The organism is Nocardia sp. NPDC057353 (genome assembly GCF_042667085.1).
Classification (GTDB): Bacteria; Actinomycetota; Actinomycetes; order Mycobacteriales; family Mycobacteriaceae; genus Nocardia.
This window is the reverse complement of sequence record NZ_JBHVAK010000006.1, coordinates 26,774-43,385: the sequence shown is the minus strand read 5'-3', so window position 1 is coordinate 43,385 and position 16,612 is coordinate 26,774. Positions and strand designations below refer to the sequence as shown.

Below are 16,612 nucleotides of genomic sequence, written 5' to 3'. Positions count from 1 at the left end.
CATGACCATCATCGGTATCGGGCTGGACCTGGTGACCATCTCGGAGTTCGGCGAGCAGCTGGACCGCGTGGGAACCACCATGCTCAGGGAGAGCTTCACCGCCGCCGAGCGGCGCTACTGCCAGAGCAAGGCAACGGATTCCACGCGCAGCTACGCGGCGCGGTGGGCGGCCAAGGAGGCCGTGCTCAAGGCATGGGCCTCCTCCCGGTTCGCCCGCCGCCCGCAGATCGGGGACAACCCGTACCCGCTGATCGAGGTGGTGAACGACGCGTGGGGCAGGCCGAGCATTCGGCTGCACGGCCTCGCCGCCGAGTTCCTGCCGCGGGTGCGGGTGCACCTCTCGCTGACGCACGACGGTGACACCGCCGCGGCGATGGTCGTCCTGGAGGACCCGGGCGAATTCGCCGACCTCATCGAGGGCAGGGAAGCCTCGAGCTGAACGACGGGGCCCGAGCCGGAAACGGCTCGGGCCCCCTGTCTTTCGCGGCTAGGACCGCGATTCCTTCTCCGCCACCAGCAGGTACGCCACCATGAGCCGCTTGAGCTCGGCCACCGCCTGCCCGCTGCTCTGCTGGTCCTGCACCGAGAAGTTGAGCATCGAATACACCACGTGCACCAGCACCTGGGCCATGGTGGTGCGCCGCTCGCGCGGGGTGCGCGGGGTGAGCGGGCGCAGCATCTGCGAGACGACCTCGGCGAATTCCTTCTCGTGCTTGGCGCCGGTGGCCCTGGTGGAGGGGGTGGACTGCATGGCCAGCCAGACCTCGCGGCGGGAGGGGTCGGTCATCCACAGGTTCGCCAGGTGGTCGACGAACTGGTTCATGTGCCGCAGCCAGTCCAGCGAGGGGACGCCGCCGTGGAAATCGGCGAGCTCCCGGGAGACCGCGACCAGGTCCTGCCGGTTCAGTTCGCAGACGATCACGTACTTGTTGGCGAAGAACTGGTAGAGCGTGCCGATCGGCACCTCGGCGCGGGCCGCGACCTCTTCACAGGTGAACGATTCGAAACCCACCTCGACCAGCAGTTCCCGCGAGGACTGCAGCAGCGCGTCGAACTTCCGCTTGCTGCGCTCCTGGGTCGGGCGGCGCCGCGGCATGAGCTCCTGCGGGTCGTCCTGCATCTCCAACGCAGGGTCGGGTCTGCGTCTCGACCTGGCCTCCGCGCGTAGTTCCACCCGTCCAGGCTAACGTGAGCCCAGCACTGCCCGGTACGGGCGTTTCCGCTCGTCTGTGACAGTTCACCCCCATCCGTCGCGAACTCGGTGCCGAACCACCGCTGTATCCGCGTGTCGGGGCCGTCCTGAGCCGGGAACCAGGTTCCGCGCGCGATGATCGGTATCTACCAGGGGGCGGGACCGACCGGCAGCACGCCGACCCCGCGGCACCGGTGCCCCCGCGGGCAGGAGGCGTGGCTGTGGCGGCACGAACGGGCGGCGCGCAGGCGCCGGTGGTGTTCGGCGTGAGCACCGAGCGCGGGGCGGTGCACGCGGTGGCGCTCGGCGGGGCGGGGGAGCGGCTGGCCGAGCGGGTGCTGGCGCAGCGCACCCTCACCGTCGCCGACGACCGGCGCGCGGCGACCGCCGCCGTGATCGCCGCGCTGGACGCGCTCGCCGCCGCCGTGCGCCGGGAGCCCGCCGGGGTCGCGGTCGCCTACCACGATGCCGCCGAGCGGCGCACGCTCGCCGCCGCGCTGGCCGCGGGCCGCTGGCACGCCGCCGCGCTGGTCTCGACCAGGGCCGCGCACCTGAACGTGGCGGGCGCCATGACGTGGCTGGCCGAGTTCGACGACCTGCTGCTCTGCGACGTGGTGCCCGGTCACCTCACGCTCACCCTGGTCGACCGGGGCCGCGGCCGGGTGCTGGCCGGGGTCACCAGGACCGGCGGGGTCACCAGCGCCGCGCTCGGCGCCGCCGTCGGGGCCGCCCGCGACCAGCTGGACGCCGCCGAGACCAGGCCGGACGCGGTGGTGCTGATCGGCTCCGCCGCCGCCGAGCCCGCGGTGGCGGACGCGGTGCGGGCGCTCGGCGCCCCGGTGCTGCCGTGCACGGTGGCGGCGCAGGCGACGGCGCTCGGCGCCGCGCTCGCGGTCGCGGCGGACCCGGGCGGGGTGGCGGAGGTGCCGGTGCCGCGCTCGCGCTCGGGTCGCACCGCCGCGCTGCTCGGGGCGGCCGCGCTGGCGGCGGGGTTCACCGTGGCGGGCGGGGCGTACCTGATGAGCGATCCGCACCCGATGCCCGCCGCGGTGGTGGCCGGTGCCTTCGCGCCCGCCGCCCCCGCGGTCCCGGTGTTGCCGCAGCACATCGCCGCGACCGCGGCGGACGGCGGGTACCGCATCGGCGAACTGGCAGCCGCCGCGGCGGTCGCGGTGCCGTCGCAGTGGGCGGTCCCGGCCGCGACCACGGGGCGGGACGGGCCGCTGCCGCTCGTTCCCACCGCTGATCTCGCCCTCGCGGAGCCGGCGCAGGCTCCCGGTGACCGGGCGGAAGCGCCCGGCGACTCGCCGCGGGCGCCTGGTGACCCGGCCGGAGGGCCTGGTGACCCGGGGCGGGCATCCGGTGACCCGGGGCGGGCTCCCGGTGACCGGGCGGGAGCGCCGACCCTGCCCGGCACGGGCGTGCCAACGCGGGACGGCGGCCCGGGAAACCCGGACGCCGTCCTGCTGTTCCCCGGCGAATCGCAGGCACCGGCGCCGTTCACCCCGGAGTCGGCCGCCTGGTTCGCGGAACACCTCCGGCTCGCCGTCGCCTGGGCCACCCAGCAGCTGCTCAAGGGCTGAGCGCTCAGTCCCTGGTCCGCGCCCGGAACGCCGCCAGCGCGCCCAGGTACCCCACCACGATGAACAGGGCGCACCAGCTCACCGCCAGCACCGCGCTCGACCCGATCGGGGTGCCGATCAGCAACCCGCGCACGGTCTCGATCACCGGCGTCACCGGCTGGTGCTCCGCCACCGGCCGCAGCCACCCCGGCATCGACTCCACCGGGACGAAGGCGCTGCTCACGTAGGGCAGGAAGAGGAAGGCGAAGGTGGAGCCGTTCGCCGCCTCCACGCTGCGGGTGAGCAACCCCAGCGCCGCCGAGATCCAGGAGAGCGCCAGCACGAAGAGCGCGACCAATCCGAGCGCCGCCAGCCAGCGCAGCGGGTCGGCGGTCGGCCGGAACCCGATCAGCACCGCGAGCACGGTGACCAGCGCGGTGGTGAAGAGGTTGCGCAGCAGGCTCTCGGCGACGTGCGCGTTCAGGAAGGCCGAGCGCGCCACCGCCATGGTGCGGAAGCGGTCGACGAACCCCTCGGTGACGTCGGTGCAGACGCTCACCGCGGTGGTCGCCGAGCCGAACCCCGCGCAGAGCAGCAGGATGCCGGGCACCACGTAGTCGACGTAGGTGCCGCCGCCCACCTCGATGGCGCCGCCGAGCACGTAGACGAACATGAGCAGGATCAGCACCGGCACCGCGATCGTCATGATCAGGGCGTCCGGGCTGCGCAGCGAGTTCCGCAGGTTGCGGTCCAGCATGGTGCGGGTGTCGAGGAGCACGCGGGCTCCCGCGGCGGGGGCGGTCATGGCGGCTCCTGTGGTCACGGCGGTCACGCGGCTTCGGCCGGGGCGGCGTGGCCGGTGAGCGCGAAGAAGACATCGTCCAGGTCGGGGGTGTGCACGGTCAGCCGCGCCACCTCGATGCCGAGTTCGGCGCAGCGGTTCAGCAGCGCGCGCACCTCGGCGGCGCTGCCGTCCGACGGCACCTGCAACTCCAGCTGCTCCGGCTCCGCCCGCCACCCCTCCGGCATCGGCAGGGTGGCCTCGGCGGCGGCCAGCTCGGCGGCGTCGGCGAAGCGCAGCCGCAGGTGCGCGCCCGGCACCCGCCGCTTGAGCTCGTCCGGGGTGCCGTCGGCGACGACGGCGCCGTTGTCCAGCACCGCGATCCGGTCGGCGAGCTGGTCGGCCTCCTCCAGGTACTGCGTGGTGAGGAAGACGGTGGCGCCGTCGGCGGCCAGCCCCTGGATGACCGACCACAGGTCGCGCCTGCTGCGCGGGTCCAGCCCGGTGGTCGGCTCGTCCAGGAAGACCATGCGCGGCCTGCCCATCAGGCTCATCGCCAGGTCGAGCCTGCGCCGCATGCCGCCGGAGAAGTCGGCGGTGCGCCGGTCCGCGGCGTCGGCGAGGTCGAAGCGGTCGAGCAGCTCGGCCGAGCGGCGGTTCAGCTCGGCGCCGGGCAGGTGCAGCAGCCTGCCGGTGAGGCGCAGGTTCTCCCTGGCGGTGAGCACGCCGTCGACGGCGGAGTACTGCCCGGTGACGCCGATCAGCGCGCGCACCGCGTCGGGTTCGGCCACCACGTCGTGGCCGAAGACCCTGGCGCTGCCGCGGTCCGGCGCGGCCAGCGTCGCCAGGATCCGGACCAGGGTGGTCTTGCCCGCGCCGTTCGGCCCGAGCAGGGAGAAGACCGTGCCCGCGGCGACCTCGAGGTCGAGGCCGCGCAGCACGGGGTGATCGCGGAAACCCTTGTGCAGGGCGGAGATCGAGAGGGCGGAGGTCATGGTGGCTCCAGGGTCGGAAACTGTGTATCGAATAAACTCAGTTTATAGAGTAAACAGTTATCCGGCGCAAGAGGAGGTGTGATGGAGAAGCGGAATCCAGGAGTTGCCCTGCGGCTGCTGTGGGGGATGGACGCGGCGGGCACGCGCGGGCCCAAGCGCGGGCTCTCGGTCGAGCGCATCGTGGACGCGGCCATCGCGGTGGCGGACGCGGAGGGGTATGCGGCGCTCTCCATGAAGCGGGTGGCGGAGGAGCTCGGCTTCACCGCCATGTCGCTCTACCGCTACGTGGACAGCAAGACCACGCTGATCGAGCTGATGTCGGACCGGGTGCTCGGGCTACCGCCCGCCGTCGACCCCGCGCTGGGCTGGCGGGACGGGCTGCGGCACTGGGCGGTCACCGAGTACGAGCTGATCACCAGGCACCCGTGGTGGCTGGAGATCCCCATGACGACCCCGCCGCTCGGGCCGAACAACATGGCCTGGCTGAACACCGGGCTGACCATCCTGGAGCGCACCGGACTGCCCCCCGGCGTCCGGCTGCGGCTGGTGATGAACCTGACGCTCTACGTCATCGGCCGGATGCGGCTCAGCCTGGAGCTGGGCCAGGCCGAGGCCGACGACGACCTCTTCGACGGCCTCTTCACCGCCATGGACCCGCAGCGCTTCCCCGCGGTGCTCGCCGCGGCCGCCGCGGGCGCCTTCTCCGACGCCGAGATCGACTGGGCGCGTGCCGACTTCGAATTCGGGCTGGACCGCACGCTGGACGGCTACGAGACCTACATCCGCGGCCTGCGGCCCTGACCCCGTCAGACCGAGAGGTCGCGCCGCAGCTTGGCCACGTGCCCGGTGGCGCGCACGTTGTACTGCGCGACCTCCACCTTGCCCTCCTCGTCCACCAGGAAGGTGGAGCGGATGACGCCGGTGACGGTCTTGCCGTACATGGTCTTCTCGCCGAAGGCGCCGTAGGCGGTGAGCACCGCGCGGTCCGGGTCGGAGAGCAGCGGGAAGGTGAGCTGCTCGGCGTCGCGGAACTTGGCCAGCTTGGCGGGCTTGTCCGGCGAGATGCCGACGACCGCGATCCCGGCACCGTCCAGTTCGGCCAGGTTGTCCCGGAAGTCGCAGGCCTGCTTGGTGCAGCCGGGGGTGCTCGCGGCGGGGTAGAAGTAGACGATGACCTTGCGGCCGCGGTAGTCCGCCAGGGAGACGGTGCTGCCGTCGGCGTCGGGCAGGCTGAAGTCGGGGGCCGGGTCGCCGGGGGAGAGTCGAGTGTCGGTCACGCCAGCACGGTAACCGAACCGCCGGGGCCGATGGCTACGGATACACTCGGGCGAGTTCCGGGGCCTGCGGTTTTCCGTTGGGTTCCGCGGGCACATCGACCGACAGGAGGCGTGGAACGTGGCAAGGGACACCGAGCGGATCGAGCGTGACATCGAGGCCGCGCGCACGCGGCTGGCAGGCACGCTGGACGAGCTCGCGGTGCGGGCCGATCCGCAGCGGATCGCCGGCGACACCAAGAACCTGGTGCTGGCCAAGCTGAACGAGCCCAAGGTCAAGTACAGCCTGATCGGCGCCGGGGCCGTCGTGGTCGGCCTGGTACTGGTCAAGCTCTTCCGCTGACCCGCTCGAAACGAACGACACCCGGTGCGCTGCGCACCGGGTGTCGTCGTTTTCGGGGGTCGCTCAGACCGTCGGGCAGGCGAAGCCGTCGCCGTCCGGGTCCAGGTGCGGGCCGTAGCCCGGTTCCCCGCGGAACAGCGGCGCGCGCCCGGCGGCCTTGGCGTCCTCGCAGTTGGCGAAGGCGCCGCCCGCGGAGCCGGTCTGGGTCAGACCGGCCGAACCGGTGAGCCCGACCCCGGCGTCGATGGCGGAGGACCCGGTACCGGCGGAACCGGTGGGCACGGCATTGGCGGCCGGAGCCGCGAGGAGCGTAAGCCCCGCGGCGGCAACGCTGACGGTGAGCCGGCGAACGTTCATGTATTCCTCTGTTGTGTGCTGCGGTGGATCGGCGGCCGAATGAGACGCCGCCCCCACTGTCGTGAGCCCTCGCCGTGTTGTCAACCGAGCCGTCGGTGAGCGCGGCCGTCCAGGGCCCGGTCGATGAATTCGGCCGGAAGAATTCGGTGTGATACTTCTTCGACATGCACGACGATCGACCCCTCGCTCCGCGTTATCGGCACGACCTGGACGGGCTGCGCGGGGTGGCGATCGCGTTGGTGGTGGTCTTCCACGTGTGGTTCGGCCGGGTCTCCGGCGGCGTCGACGTGTTCCTGGTGCTCTCCGGCTTCTTCTTCACCGGCATGGTGCTGCGCCGCGGCGCGGTCGGCGGGGTCGGGGTGCCCGCGGTCTTCGCGCGCACCGCGCGGCGGCTGCTGCCCGCGCTGGTGGTGGTCCTCGGCGCGGTGACGCTGTGGGTGGTGCGCGAGCTGCCGTACACCCAGTGGACCGAGCTCTCCCGGCAGGTGCTCGCCTCCCTGCTCTACTACCAGAACTGGCAGCTGGCAGCGGCTTCCGCCGACTACCTCGCCGCCGACCCGTCGGTGAGCCCGCTGCAGCACCTGTGGTCGATGGCGGTGCAGGGGCAGTTCTACCTGGCCGTGCTGCTGGTGATCGCCTGCACCGCGCTGGTCTGCCGCCGGGTGCTGCGCCGCCCGCGGCTGCTGCGCCCCGCGGTCGGGGTGCTCGCCGCGGCCGGTGCCGCCGCGTCCTTCTGGTACGCCGCGACCCGGCCTGCCGCGCAACAGGACTGGACCTACTACGACAGCGCCGCGCGGGCCTGGGAGCTGCTGGCCGGTGCGCTGCTGGCGGTGGTACTCGGCTCGGTGGCTTTGCCCTCCGGTCGGTTCGCGCGGGTCGTGCGCGGGCTGCTCGCGGTCGGCGGGCTGGCGGCGGTGCTCGCCTGCGGCGTGCTCTTCGACGGGGCGCAGCAGTTCCCCGGCCCGGCCGCGCTCTTCCCGGTGCTCGCCACCGTCGCGCTGATCCTGGCCGGGGCGGGGGAGCGCCCGCCCGCGGTGAGCAGGCTGCTGGCGACCTGGCCGTTCGTCGAACTCGGCGCGATCGCCTACGCGCTGTACCTGTGGCACTGGCCGCTGCTCATCGCCGCGCTGCACTACACCGGCTCCGGCGGTGCCGGGCTCGGCAGCGGGCTGGTGGTGGTCGGGCTGTCGCTGGCGCTGGCGGTGGTCACCCAGCGCTGTGTCGAGGAGCCGCTGCGGCAGCGCACCGGCCGCCAACCCCGGCCGCCGGTGCTGGTGCGGCGCGGCCTCGGCGCGCTGGTCACCGCGGCCGGGGTGGCGGTGCTCGGCACCGTCTTCTTCTGGCAGGGCGTGCTGCAGGACGTCGAGCGGCCGCTCGGCGCCCTGGATCCCGTGGTCTACCCGGGCGCGGACGTGCTCGTCGAGGGGGTCGCGGCGCCGCCCGCCGCGGTCCGGCCGTCCATGCTGGAGGCCCCGAAGGACGTGCCCGCATCGACCACCGACGGCTGTATCTCGGACTGGCACACCACCGCCGTCGTCACCTGCGACTACGGCGACCCGGAGGGGGAACGGACCATCGCCGTCGTCGGCAACTCGCACGCCGAGCACTGGCTCACCGCCATGGACGCGATCGGCCGCGACCACGGCGTCCGGATCACCGTCTACCTCAAGATGGGCTGCTCGCTGAACCTGCGCGAGGACTCGCTCTACCGTGGCGAGCCCATCCCGGACTGCCGCGACTGGTCCCGCGCCGTGCTCGACCGGCTCGCCGGGCAGCGCCCGGACTGGGTCTTCACCACCGCCACCGCGCCGATCTGGCCGACCGGCGGCGACGAGGTGCCGCAGGGGTTCATCGAGGTGTGGGGTGCGCTGGCCGAGCGCGACCTGCGCGTGCTCGCGGTGCGCGACACGCCGTGGCTGCGCACCGAGTACGGCCGGTACCGCGCCGTCGACTGCCTGGCCGCGGGCGGCACCGCGGAGAGCTGCGGCATGCTGCGCGCCGACGCCCTCGCCCCGGTGAACCCGGCGCTGGAACCGGCCGCGGACTTCCCGAACGTGCGGCTGCTCGACCTGAGCGACGCGGTGTGCGGGCCGGTGGTGTGCCGGGCCGTGGAGGGCAATGTGCTCGTGTACCACGACGAGCACCACCTGACCGCCAGCTACGTCCGCACCCTCACCCCGGAGCTGGAGCGGCAGATCGGCGCCGCCACCGGGCTCTGGTGAGCGCTCTAGGATGCACGGATGGTCCGATGGCTCTCCGATGACGAACAGACCACCTGGCAGGCCTTCATCCGGCTGAACCAGCGGCTGGACGCGGCCGTCGCGAAGGGGCTGGCCGAGCACGGCCTCTCCACGCCGGACTACGAGCTCATGGTCGCGCTCTCCGCCACCCCCGACGGCGCGCTGCGCGCCAAGGACCTGGCGGCCGAGGTGTGCTGGGAGAAGAGCAGGCTCTCCAAGCACCTGGCCCGGATGGCCGGGCGCGGGCTGGTGGAGCGCAAGCCGGTGGCCGACGACGCCCGCGGCGTGCTCGTCGTCCTCACCGAGCAGGGCAGGAGCACCCTGGAGCGGGCCGCGCCGAGCCACGTCGAGCTGGTGCGCACGCTCTTCATCGACGCGCTCACCGCGGACGAGGCGCAGTCGGTGCGCTCGCTCGCCGCCAAGGTGGTCACCCGCGCGGAGGCGCTGTGACGCTCAATTCCAGGGTGTCACCGGCGGTTTGACCCACAGCAGCTTCTCGTCGGCGTGCGGCCGCCGCGCCGCGGGGTGCTCCGGGTGCCGCGCCGCCCACGCCGCCTTCTCGGTCAGCAGGTCGGCGACCGCCACCCAGGTCTCGTCGGTGCTCGGCGGGTTGACCCCCGCCGCCCGCGCCAGCTTGCGGCGGGCGGCCGGGGTGAAGGCGCGCAGCTCGGCCGCGTCGATGGCGCGGTCCCACAGGTAGGCCGCGAGCGCGCGGGCCTTCTCCGCCCGGCTGCGGGCGGCGTGGTCGTTGTGCGTGTAGTCGGGCATCGCCGCCAAGTATGGCGAGCCGCACCGACTCAGTAGGCGCCGTACACGTTGTCCATGGAGCCGTAGGTGTGCGCCGCGTAGTTGCAGGCGGCCACGATATTGGCGACCGGGTCCCAGACGTCGAACGGGGTGCCCGGCACGTGGAACCTGGCGAAGGTCGGGTCGATCACCTGCAGCAGCCCCTTGGAGGGGATGCCCGCAGCGGCGTTCGAGTCGTAGAGGTTGATCGCCTTGGGGTTGCCGGTCGACTCGCGCATGATGTTGCGGTGGATCGACTCGTAGCTGCCCGGGATGCCGTTGGCGCGCATGACGTCGAGCGCCTGGCTGATCCAGCCGTGCAGGTTGTCCGGGTAGAACGCGGTCGCGGCCCGCATCTCCGCCTCGTCCACCAGCGGCGCGGCCTCGGGGGCCGGGAGCGCGGCAGCCACGGCCTCGACGCCCTCCGGCGCGGCCTCGGGCGCGGCCTGCTGCTGCTCGGCGGCGGGCTGCTGCTCGGCGATCAGGGCGATGCGCGACGGCACGCTGTTGTCGGCCACCGAGACGGCAGAGGAGGCGCAGACGGCGACGACGCCTGCCGCGGCGACCGCGCCGGTGATGCTCTCCCGCAGGGTGGGGCGACGCAGGGTGGAGAAACGTGAGTCGGGCATGCGAATTCGGTTCCTTGCTTCGGTCGGTGACGGGCCCAGGGCAGCACCGATCGACCGACGCTGCGGCCGGTTGTGATCGTGGTGCGTGGGTTCCGGTGTCTCCGGACGATGTGCTCTTGTCGGATTTGGTTGTCGGGGGCACTTCGTCCCCGGACGCGACGGCTCGGAATGTCGCGCCCACTCCAACTCGAATGGAGCATGGCCACTGGGGCCGGATTGCAGAATGGTCACGGAAGGTTAACGGAAGGTGAACAGAATTCGTCCGCAGGGTGCTGGGACGGCCGTGAATCAAGCAGCCGTGCCGGAAAGCCCGCGCTGACCGGGGCGGATGGTGCTAAACGCCTTGTGCGTAGCGTCACAGAATTACAACGGTGGTCGACCGCTCAGAGAGCCGCGGCGCGCTCGATCTGGGCGGCGATCCAGTCCTTCGTGACCGGGCGCAGCGCGTGCGCGTCCAAGCCGACGTGGATCTGCCTTCCCCTGACCTTGATGTCGGTGTGCGTGTGGCCGTGCAGCAGGAACTGCCCGACATCCGGCACCCGCCACTCCTCGAACCGGTTCTCCGGAGTGTGATCCCCGTCCGGGTCGCCTCGGAACGGGAAGTGCGAAAGCGTCACCCGCTGCCCGGCGATCTTGTGCACCGCCGTCTGCTGCACCGAGGCGAAGCCGCCCGCCAGGTAGGTGGCCTGCCAGGCGGCGGCGCGCGAGCGCATGGGGTGGCAGCCGTCGTGGTTGCCGGTGATGAGGTGTTTCTCGCCGGGGCGCTGGGCGATCCACTCCAGCGCGGCGGTCTCCTGACGCCTGCCGCCGACCGAGATGTCGCCGAGGACCCAGATCCGGTCGCCCGGGGCGACGAGCTCGTCCCAGCGGCGGGCGAGTTCGGCGTCGTGGGCGGGAATGTCGGGGAAGCCGCGCAGGCCCGAGAGAAGACGATGGCCGATGTGCAGATCGGCGGTGTACCAATCGATCACATCGGCCCCATATGGTGAAATAGTGTGCGCCATCAGGGACTCGAACCCCGAACCCGCTGATTAAGAGTCAGCTGCTCTGCCAATTGAGCTAATGGCGCGTGCTCCGTGTGTTCCGGTGCGAGAGAGACAGTAACAGGCCGGGGGCTCGAAAGTGAAATCGGTATCCGGTGGCCTCGCGCGCCTGCCTTGACCTGCTGTTAACGCTTCAGGGGTCGCCCACGATCCGCAGGGTGGTGCCGTGTGGGAACGGGGCCTGTCCAAACGTGGGCGGACCCGTTCTGCCGGCAGAATGACAGAAGAGGTCATCGGAAACGGGGTTTGTCATGAGTGTTGATCGAGGGCGGCGGCGGTCCTCCTGGAAGAGATCGTCCGCGCCGGTCGTGGTGCTGTCGGTACTGGCGCTGGCGCTGTCGGCGTGCTCGACCTCGTCGGGCGCCACGGAGGCGGACGGCGTGCCGATCGATCGCAACCCCATCACCGAGTTGATCAAGCCCAAGCTGGTGTCCCCGGTCAAGGATGGGGACAAGGGCGTCTCTCCCGCCATGCCGATGACGTTCCAGGTCAACGATGGCAAGTTCACCGAGGTGAACCTGGTGAACAACCAGGGCAAGGCGGTGAACGGCACGCTCTCGCCGGACGGCCGCACCTGGCAGACCGCGGAGGTGCTCGGGTACGGGCGCTCCTACACGATGCAGGCCAAGGCGATCGGGCTCGGCGGCGCGCAGACCGCCGCGGTGAGCTTCACCACGTCCTCGCCGGACAACCAGACCAAGCCGTACCTGAACATCGCCGAGAACGCCGTGGTCGGGGTGGGCCAGCCGGTGGCGGTGCAGTTCGACGAGAACATCCCGGACCGCAAGGCCGCGCAGGAGGCCATCACCGTCACCACGACCCCGCCGGTGGAGGGCGCCTTCTACTGGGTGAACAACCGCGAGGTCCGCTGGCGGCCGGAGCACTTCTGGGCGCCGGGCACCAAGGTGGAGGTGAAGGTCAATGTCTACGGCCGTGACCTCGGCGCCGGGCTGTTCGGCCAGGAGGACGCGAGCACGCAGTTCACCATCGGCGACGCGGTGATCTTCACCGCCGACGACAACACCAAGCAGGTGACGGTGGAGCGCAACGGCGAGGTGATCCGCACCATGCCGACCTCGATGGGCAAGAGCAGCACCCCCACCGACAACGGCATCTACATCCTGGCCGACCGGCACGAGCACATCATCATGGACTCCTCCACCTACGGCGTGGCGGTGAACTCATCGGACGGCTACCGCACCCCGGTGGACTGGGCCACCCGGATGTCGTACAGCGGCATCTTCTTCCACTCGGCGCCGTGGTCGGTGGGGCAGCAGGGCTACTCGAACGTGAGCCACGGCTGCCTGAACCTGAGCCCGGACAATGCCCGCTGGGTGTACGAGAACGCCAAGCTCGGCGATATCGCCATCGTCAAGAACACCGTGGGCGGCACGCTCTCGCCGGTGGACGGCCTCGGCGACTGGAACATGCCGTGGGAGCAGTGGAAGGCGGGCAACGCCGACGTCTGATCCCCCGCACGCGAAAGGCCCCCGGTGCTCCGGGGGCCTTTCGCGGTTACGGGGTGCTCAGGGGATGACCGGGCCCGCGGTGCCGGGGCAGGTGAGGTTGCGGTTCATCGCGCTGCCGACCGCGGCGCAGAGCAGCGGGCCGCCGAAGAGCAGGCTCTCCAGCGCGGTCGCGGAGCCGGTGCCGGACGAGCCGGTGGTGGTGGCGCCTGCCGACGAGCCGGTGTCGACGGCGGCGGCGGAGCCGGTGCCCGCGTTCAGCTGAACGGGCTGCACGGAGGCGCCGGGCGCCGCGGCCGCGGCGGCCGGGGCACCGGCGAGCAGCGTGGCACCCGCGACGGCGGCGATTACTGCGGAACGCATCACAGGTGGATCGTCTTTCTGTCGAACGGGACGACATTCCGACGACGCCGCCCCGAACGGGGAGTCTACGGAGTGAAAATCGGTTCTGTCACATAGTTGCGCGCACTGGCGGAAAGGGAAAGGGCCCGGGAGCGAAACGCTCCCGGGCCCTCCTCGGGGTGAGTGACGGGACTCGAACCCGCGACATCCAGGATCACAACCTGGTGCTCTACCAACTGAACTACACTCACCATCACCGGTACGACCGGCGCGCTCGATACTAGCGTGCCCGGCGCCGGAATCACTAATCGCCCTGGCCGCCGGGGGTCGGGGCGCCGCTCAGCTCGGCCGCGATCGCGGCGATCTCGCTGCTCGACGGGCCGGGCGGGGCGACGAAGGCGGTGCGCCGGTAGTAGTCCAGCTCCCGGATGGATTCGGTGATGTCGGCCAGCGCGCGGTGCGCGAGCCCCTTCTCCGGCTGGCCGAAGTAGATGCGCGGGTACCAGCGGCGGCACAGCTCCTTGATCGAGCTGACGTCGATCATCCGGTAGTGCAGGTGCGCGTCGAGCGCGGGCATGTCCCTGGCCAGGAAGCCGCGGTCGGTGGCGATGGAGTTGCCCGCCAGCGGCACGGTGCGCGGGGCGGGCGCGAACTGCCGGATGTAGTCGAGCACCTGCTCCTCGGCCTCGGCGACGGTGACCGCGGAGCGGCGCACCTCCTCGGTGAGCCCGGAGCGGGCGTGCATCTCGGTGACCACCGGCGGCATGGCGGCGAGCGCGGCGTCGTCGGCGTGGATCACGATGTCGACGCCGTCACCGAGGACGTTGAGGTCGCTGTCGGTCACCAGCGCGGCCACCTCGATCAGCTTGTCGCTGTCGAGCCGGAGCCCGGTCATCTCGCAATCCATCCACACCACAAGTTTGTCCGACACCCGAGCACCTTAACGCGGGGTGCCGCGCGGACCGCCGACGCCACGGAGCCGATCGGCGCGGATACAGTGGGTTCGGTTCGCCCCGGAGTTGCCGCCAGATCAGCACAGGAGGACTCGATGAGCACCCCGCAGGACAGGGCCGCGGCAGCGCGGCGCGCGGCCGACGAGGCGGCGCGGGTCGCGGCGGAGTCGGTCGCGGCAGGGGAGGCGGAGATGCGCGAGGTGGAGCTGGGGCAGCCCGCGGTCACCAGCGCGTCCGCGGTGGCGGGCGAGGTGGCCGCGGTCGAGGCGGCGAACGCGGGCTACGCCGCCGCGATCGAGCTGGGCGCCGCGGCGGCGCGGGCGGCGGACCCGTCGGCCGCGGGCGAGCGGCGCTGACCGCTCAGACCTCCCTGGCCAGCAGGTCGTCGACGGTTTCGCGGCGGACGATCTCGCGGTAGCTCCCGTCCCGCACCGCCACGATCGGCGGCCTGCCGATGCCGTTGTAGGTCGAGGCCAGGCTGTGGTGGTAGGCGCCGGTGCAGGGGACGGCCAGCACCTCGCCCGCGCGCAGGTCGGCGGGGAGGCGGATGTCGGTGGCGATGATGTCGCCGGACTCGCAGTACCGGCCCGCGACGGTGGTGCCGCGCTGCGGCCCGCAGCGGTGCCTGCCCGCGACGACCGCGTCGTAGCGGGCGCCGTAGAGCGCGACCCGCGGGTTGTCGCCCATACCGCCGTCCACGATGGCGTAGCGCCTGCCTGCCTCGTTCTCCTTCACCGCGAGCACCCGGTAGAGCGTGACGCCCGCCCTGGCCACGATGGCGCGGCCGGGTTCGAGCAGCAGCCGCGGTCGCGGGAAGCGGTGCCTGGCGCAGGCGACGTCCAGCGCGTCCGCCAGCACGTCGGCGAGTTCGGCCAGGTTCAGCTCGGCGTCGCCGGGGCGGTAGGCGACGGCGTGCCCGCCGCCGAGGTCGAGCTCGGTGAGCAGCAGGCCGTGCTCGTCCCGGATGGCGGCCATCCGCGCGACCAGCCTGCGCACCGCCTCGCCGTAGTGGTCCGGGTCGTGGATCTGCGAGCCGAGGTGGCAGTGCAGGCCGACCAGCCGCAGCCCCCCGCTGCGCCCGATGCGCTGCACCGCCTCGCCGACCGCGGTGCCGGAGAGCCCGAACTTGTGGTCGCTGCCCCCGGTCCTGATCGCCGGGTGGCCGCCCGCCTCGATACCGGGCGCCAGCCGGAGCAGCAGCCGCTGGTCGTGGGCGGGGAGTGCGGAGAGCAGGGTGATCTCGGCGGTGGAGTCGACCACGATGCGGCCGACGCGGGCGCGCACGGCGGTGCGCAGCTCGTCCATGGTCTTACCGTTGCCGTGCAGCACGATCCGCTCCGGGGCGACCCCGGCGGCCAGCGCGATCGCGAGTTCGCCGCCGGAGCAGACGTCGAGCCCGACGCCCTCCTCGGTCACCCACTCCGCGACCGCGCGGGTGAGCAGCGCCTTGGCCGCGTACACCACCGTCGCCTCCGGGAAGGTGGTCAGGTAGGCGCGGCAGCGGCGCCGGATCTCGGCCTCGTCCAGCACGTAGCAGGGGGTGCCGAAGCGGTCGGCGAGCTCGGTGAGCGCGACCCCGCCCAGGGTGATCCCGCCCTCGGTGTCGTAGTGCGTGTCCGGCGGCCACACCGCGGGGGCGAGCCGCACGGGCGCGCCCGAACCGAGGGATGGGACGAAGTCGAGCAGTGTCACGGTGAACTCCCGGTCGAGTCCCCGCTTTCTCGGAGGGCGGGGCCGCTTCCAGGACTACGCCGCCGCCCGCGGCCCCGGCCCGATCCTGACGGAACGTTGACGGGATCGCGGGCCGATCCTGACGGTTTCGCTCAGCTGCCGAGCTTGCGGTAGAAGGCGCCCGCGACCGGGGCGGTGACCGCGCGCGGGCCGTACTGCCCCGCGACGCTCATGCCCTTGCTGATCAGCCCGGGCACCACGCGCATCTTGTTGCGGGCCAGGGCGTCCAGCGAGACCTTGGCGGTGTACTCGGAGGAGACCCACATGAAGTCGGGCACCAGCCGGTCCACGATGGAGGCGTCGGCCGGGTCCGGGATCTCGGTGCGCACCGGGCCGGGGGCGAGCAGCGTGACGTGCACGCCGGTGCCCTTGAGTTCGCCGCGCAGCGACTCGGAGAAGGTGTTGGCGAAGGCCTTGCTCGCGGCGTAGGTGGTGTTGTTCGGGATCGGCATGTTGCCCGCGGCCGAGCCGCTGATCAGGATGCCGCCCGCGCGGGCCGCCAGCATGCCTGGCAGCACGGCGAGGCTCAGGTCGTGCACCGCGACGGCGTTCAGCTCCAGTTGGTCGCGCTCGTAGGCGGGGTCCAGCTCGGCGACCGCGCCGAAGGTGGCGATGCCGGCGTTGTTGCAGAGCACGGCGATGTCGCGGCCCGCCAGCTCCTCGGCGAGCGGGGCCCGCGCGGCGCGGTCGGCGAGGTCGACCGCGCGGACCTCGGCGGTGATGCCGTGCTTGGCGGTGAGCTCGTCGGCGAGCGCGGTGAGCAGCTCCTCGCGGCGGGCGACGAGAATCAGCGAGTAGCCGCGGGCGGCGAGCTCGGCGGCGAGCGCCGTTCCGATGCCGGAGGAGGCGCCGGTGACGACGGCGCGGTTGTCGGTGGTGGGGGAGGGCAGGCTCACGGGGGTGAGCCTAGGGGATCGG

At 72.3% G+C, this 16,612-nt stretch carries 20 protein-coding genes and 2 tRNA genes; 8 read left to right on the top strand and 14 right to left on the bottom strand.

What is annotated here, in order from left to right; all coding sequences use genetic code 11:
• Position 1: 1 nt before the first annotated feature.
• On the top strand, positions 2-439 hold the full coding sequence (locus tag ACFUUZ_RS04545) for a holo-ACP synthase (protein WP_378692485.1): 438 nt from the start codon (positions 2-4) through the stop codon (positions 437-439).
• 48 nt (positions 440-487) lie between these two features.
• Here the strand turns inward: ACFUUZ_RS04545 and ACFUUZ_RS04540 are convergent, their stop codons facing one another.
• Positions 488-1,120 (bottom strand): TetR family transcriptional regulator, encoded by a 633-nt coding sequence (locus ACFUUZ_RS04540; RefSeq protein ID WP_378692621.1) that lies wholly within the window; start codon positions 1,118-1,120, stop codon positions 488-490.
• Positions 1,121-1,413: 293 nt separating this feature from the next.
• On the opposite strand from ACFUUZ_RS04540, the gene ACFUUZ_RS04535 reads away from it, so the two are divergent.
• Positions 1,414-2,775: a hypothetical protein gene (locus ACFUUZ_RS04535; RefSeq protein ID WP_378692483.1), complete on the top strand. Its 1,362-nt coding sequence runs from the start codon at positions 1,414-1,416 to the stop codon at positions 2,773-2,775.
• 4 nt (positions 2,776-2,779) lie between these two features.
• Here ACFUUZ_RS04535 and ACFUUZ_RS04530 read toward each other — a convergent pair whose 3' ends face one another.
• Together ACFUUZ_RS04530 and ACFUUZ_RS04525 are read right to left on the bottom strand one after the other, a co-directional pair.
• The gene (locus ACFUUZ_RS04530; protein ID WP_378692481.1) at positions 2,780-3,559 is read right to left on the bottom strand and encodes an ABC transporter permease; all 780 of its coding nucleotides are present in this window, start codon (positions 3,557-3,559) and stop codon (positions 2,780-2,782) included.
• Positions 3,560-3,582: 23 nt separating this feature from the next.
• Positions 3,583-4,530: an ATP-binding cassette domain-containing protein gene (locus ACFUUZ_RS04525; protein ID WP_378692479.1), complete on the bottom strand. Its 948-nt coding sequence runs from the start codon at positions 4,528-4,530 to the stop codon at positions 3,583-3,585.
• Positions 4,531-4,611: 81 nt separating this feature from the next.
• Here ACFUUZ_RS04525 and ACFUUZ_RS04520 point away from each other — a divergent pair, with 81 nt between their 5' ends.
• On the top strand, positions 4,612-5,331 hold the full coding sequence (locus ACFUUZ_RS04520) for a TetR/AcrR family transcriptional regulator (protein WP_378692477.1): 720 nt from the start codon (positions 4,612-4,614) through the stop codon (positions 5,329-5,331).
• A 5-nt stretch (positions 5,332-5,336) separates the two neighbouring features.
• Here ACFUUZ_RS04520 and bcp read toward each other — a convergent pair whose 3' ends face one another.
• Complete coding sequence (bcp, locus tag ACFUUZ_RS04515; RefSeq protein WP_378692475.1) at positions 5,337-5,807, bottom strand: thioredoxin-dependent thiol peroxidase; 471 nt, start codon at positions 5,805-5,807, stop codon at positions 5,337-5,339.
• A 118-nt stretch (positions 5,808-5,925) separates the two neighbouring features.
• Here bcp and ACFUUZ_RS04510 point away from each other — a divergent pair, with 118 nt between their 5' ends.
• Positions 5,926-6,147, top strand: a complete 222-nt coding sequence (locus ACFUUZ_RS04510) for a DUF3618 domain-containing protein (RefSeq protein ID WP_067654418.1) — start codon at positions 5,926-5,928, stop codon at positions 6,145-6,147.
• A 63-nt stretch (positions 6,148-6,210) separates the two neighbouring features.
• Here ACFUUZ_RS04510 and ACFUUZ_RS04505 read toward each other — a convergent pair whose 3' ends face one another.
• Positions 6,211-6,504 carry an excalibur calcium-binding domain-containing protein gene (locus tag ACFUUZ_RS04505; RefSeq protein WP_378692473.1) on the bottom strand — a complete coding sequence of 98 codons (294 nt, stop codon included), beginning with the start codon at positions 6,502-6,504 and terminating at the stop codon, positions 6,211-6,213.
• A 164-nt stretch (positions 6,505-6,668) separates the two neighbouring features.
• Here ACFUUZ_RS04505 and ACFUUZ_RS04500 point away from each other — a divergent pair, with 164 nt between their 5' ends.
• Both ACFUUZ_RS04500 and ACFUUZ_RS04495 read left to right on the top strand, forming a co-directional pair.
• Complete coding sequence (locus ACFUUZ_RS04500) at positions 6,669-8,726, top strand: acyltransferase family protein (protein WP_378692471.1); 2,058 nt, start codon at positions 6,669-6,671, stop codon at positions 8,724-8,726.
• A gap of 18 nt (positions 8,727-8,744) precedes the next feature.
• The gene (locus ACFUUZ_RS04495) at positions 8,745-9,194 is read left to right on the top strand and encodes a MarR family winged helix-turn-helix transcriptional regulator (protein WP_378692470.1); all 450 of its coding nucleotides are present in this window, start codon (positions 8,745-8,747) and stop codon (positions 9,192-9,194) included.
• A gap of 3 nt (positions 9,195-9,197) precedes the next feature.
• Here the strand turns inward: ACFUUZ_RS04495 and ACFUUZ_RS04490 are convergent, their stop codons facing one another.
• From ACFUUZ_RS04490 to ACFUUZ_RS04475, 4 genes are all read right to left on the bottom strand, one after another.
• Complete coding sequence (locus ACFUUZ_RS04490) at positions 9,198-9,512, bottom strand: hypothetical protein (protein WP_378692468.1); 315 nt, start codon at positions 9,510-9,512, stop codon at positions 9,198-9,200.
• 29 nt (positions 9,513-9,541) lie between these two features.
• Positions 9,542-10,159, bottom strand: a complete 618-nt coding sequence (locus tag ACFUUZ_RS04485; protein WP_378692467.1) for a transglycosylase SLT domain-containing protein — start codon at positions 10,157-10,159, stop codon at positions 9,542-9,544.
• Between the two features lie 383 nt (positions 10,160-10,542).
• Positions 10,543-11,130, bottom strand: coding sequence for a metallophosphoesterase (locus ACFUUZ_RS04480; protein WP_378692465.1), 588 nt, complete (start codon positions 11,128-11,130; stop codon positions 10,543-10,545).
• Positions 11,131-11,155: 25 nt separating this feature from the next.
• Positions 11,156-11,228: transfer RNA gene (locus ACFUUZ_RS04475), tRNA-Lys, on the bottom strand.
• 225 nt (positions 11,229-11,453) lie between these two features.
• On the opposite strand from ACFUUZ_RS04475, the gene ACFUUZ_RS04470 reads away from it, so the two are divergent.
• Positions 11,454-12,671, top strand: coding sequence for an Ig-like domain-containing protein (locus tag ACFUUZ_RS04470; protein WP_378692463.1), 1,218 nt, complete (start codon positions 11,454-11,456; stop codon positions 12,669-12,671).
• A 57-nt stretch (positions 12,672-12,728) separates the two neighbouring features.
• On the opposite strand, the gene ACFUUZ_RS04465 is transcribed toward ACFUUZ_RS04470, so the two are convergent.
• From ACFUUZ_RS04465 to orn, 3 genes are all read right to left on the bottom strand, one after another.
• Positions 12,729-13,031: a hypothetical protein gene (locus ACFUUZ_RS04465; RefSeq protein WP_378692461.1), complete on the bottom strand. Its 303-nt coding sequence runs from the start codon at positions 13,029-13,031 to the stop codon at positions 12,729-12,731.
• A gap of 157 nt (positions 13,032-13,188) precedes the next feature.
• Positions 13,189-13,261: transfer RNA gene (locus ACFUUZ_RS04460), tRNA-His, on the bottom strand.
• A 53-nt stretch (positions 13,262-13,314) separates the two neighbouring features.
• A complete protein-coding gene (orn, locus tag ACFUUZ_RS04455) occupies positions 13,315-13,941 on the bottom strand; it encodes an oligoribonuclease (protein WP_378692459.1) in 627 nt (208 codons plus the stop codon).
• 117 nt (positions 13,942-14,058) lie between these two features.
• On the opposite strand from orn, the gene ACFUUZ_RS04450 reads away from it, so the two are divergent.
• Positions 14,059-14,319 (top strand): hypothetical protein, encoded by a 261-nt coding sequence (locus tag ACFUUZ_RS04450; RefSeq protein WP_378692457.1) that lies wholly within the window; start codon positions 14,059-14,061, stop codon positions 14,317-14,319.
• A 4-nt stretch (positions 14,320-14,323) separates the two neighbouring features.
• Here the strand turns inward: ACFUUZ_RS04450 and lysA are convergent, their stop codons facing one another.
• Positions 14,324-15,655, bottom strand: coding sequence for a diaminopimelate decarboxylase (gene lysA / locus ACFUUZ_RS04445; RefSeq protein WP_378692455.1), 1,332 nt, complete (start codon positions 15,653-15,655; stop codon positions 14,324-14,326).
• A gap of 131 nt (positions 15,656-15,786) precedes the next feature.
• Positions 15,787-16,590 (bottom strand): mycolate reductase, encoded by an 804-nt coding sequence (gene cmrA / locus ACFUUZ_RS04440; protein WP_378692454.1) that lies wholly within the window; start codon positions 16,588-16,590, stop codon positions 15,787-15,789.
• Positions 16,591-16,612: the final 22 nt, after the last annotated feature.

Coding starts and splice junctions, on each gene's coding strand:
- ACFUUZ_RS04545 (WP_378692485.1), top strand. CDS start 2: ATGACCATCATCGGTATCGGGCTGGACCTGGTGACCATCTCGGAGTTC.
- ACFUUZ_RS04540 (WP_378692621.1), bottom strand. CDS start 1,120: ATGCAGGACGACCCGCAGGAGCTCATGCCGCGGCGCCGCCCGACCCAG.
- ACFUUZ_RS04530 (WP_378692481.1), bottom strand. CDS start 3,559: ATGACCGCCCCCGCCGCGGGAGCCCGCGTGCTCCTCGACACCCGCACC.
- ACFUUZ_RS04525 (WP_378692479.1), bottom strand. CDS start 4,530: ATGACCTCCGCCCTCTCGATCTCCGCCCTGCACAAGGGTTTCCGCGAT.
- ACFUUZ_RS04520 (WP_378692477.1), top strand. CDS start 4,612: ATGGAGAAGCGGAATCCAGGAGTTGCCCTGCGGCTGCTGTGGGGGATG.
- ACFUUZ_RS04505 (WP_378692473.1), bottom strand. CDS start 6,504: ATGAACGTTCGCCGGCTCACCGTCAGCGTTGCCGCCGCGGGGCTTACG.
- ACFUUZ_RS04500 (WP_378692471.1), top strand. CDS start 6,669: ATGCACGACGATCGACCCCTCGCTCCGCGTTATCGGCACGACCTGGAC.
- ACFUUZ_RS04495 (WP_378692470.1), top strand. CDS start 8,745: ATGGTCCGATGGCTCTCCGATGACGAACAGACCACCTGGCAGGCCTTC.
- ACFUUZ_RS04490 (WP_378692468.1), bottom strand. CDS start 9,512: ATGCCCGACTACACGCACAACGACCACGCCGCCCGCAGCCGGGCGGAG.
- ACFUUZ_RS04485 (WP_378692467.1), bottom strand. CDS start 10,159: ATGCCCGACTCACGTTTCTCCACCCTGCGTCGCCCCACCCTGCGGGAG.
- ACFUUZ_RS04470 (WP_378692463.1), top strand. CDS start 11,454: ATGAGTGTTGATCGAGGGCGGCGGCGGTCCTCCTGGAAGAGATCGTCC.
- ACFUUZ_RS04465 (WP_378692461.1), bottom strand. CDS start 13,031: ATGCGTTCCGCAGTAATCGCCGCCGTCGCGGGTGCCACGCTGCTCGCC.
- ACFUUZ_RS04450 (WP_378692457.1), top strand. CDS start 14,059: ATGAGCACCCCGCAGGACAGGGCCGCGGCAGCGCGGCGCGCGGCCGAC.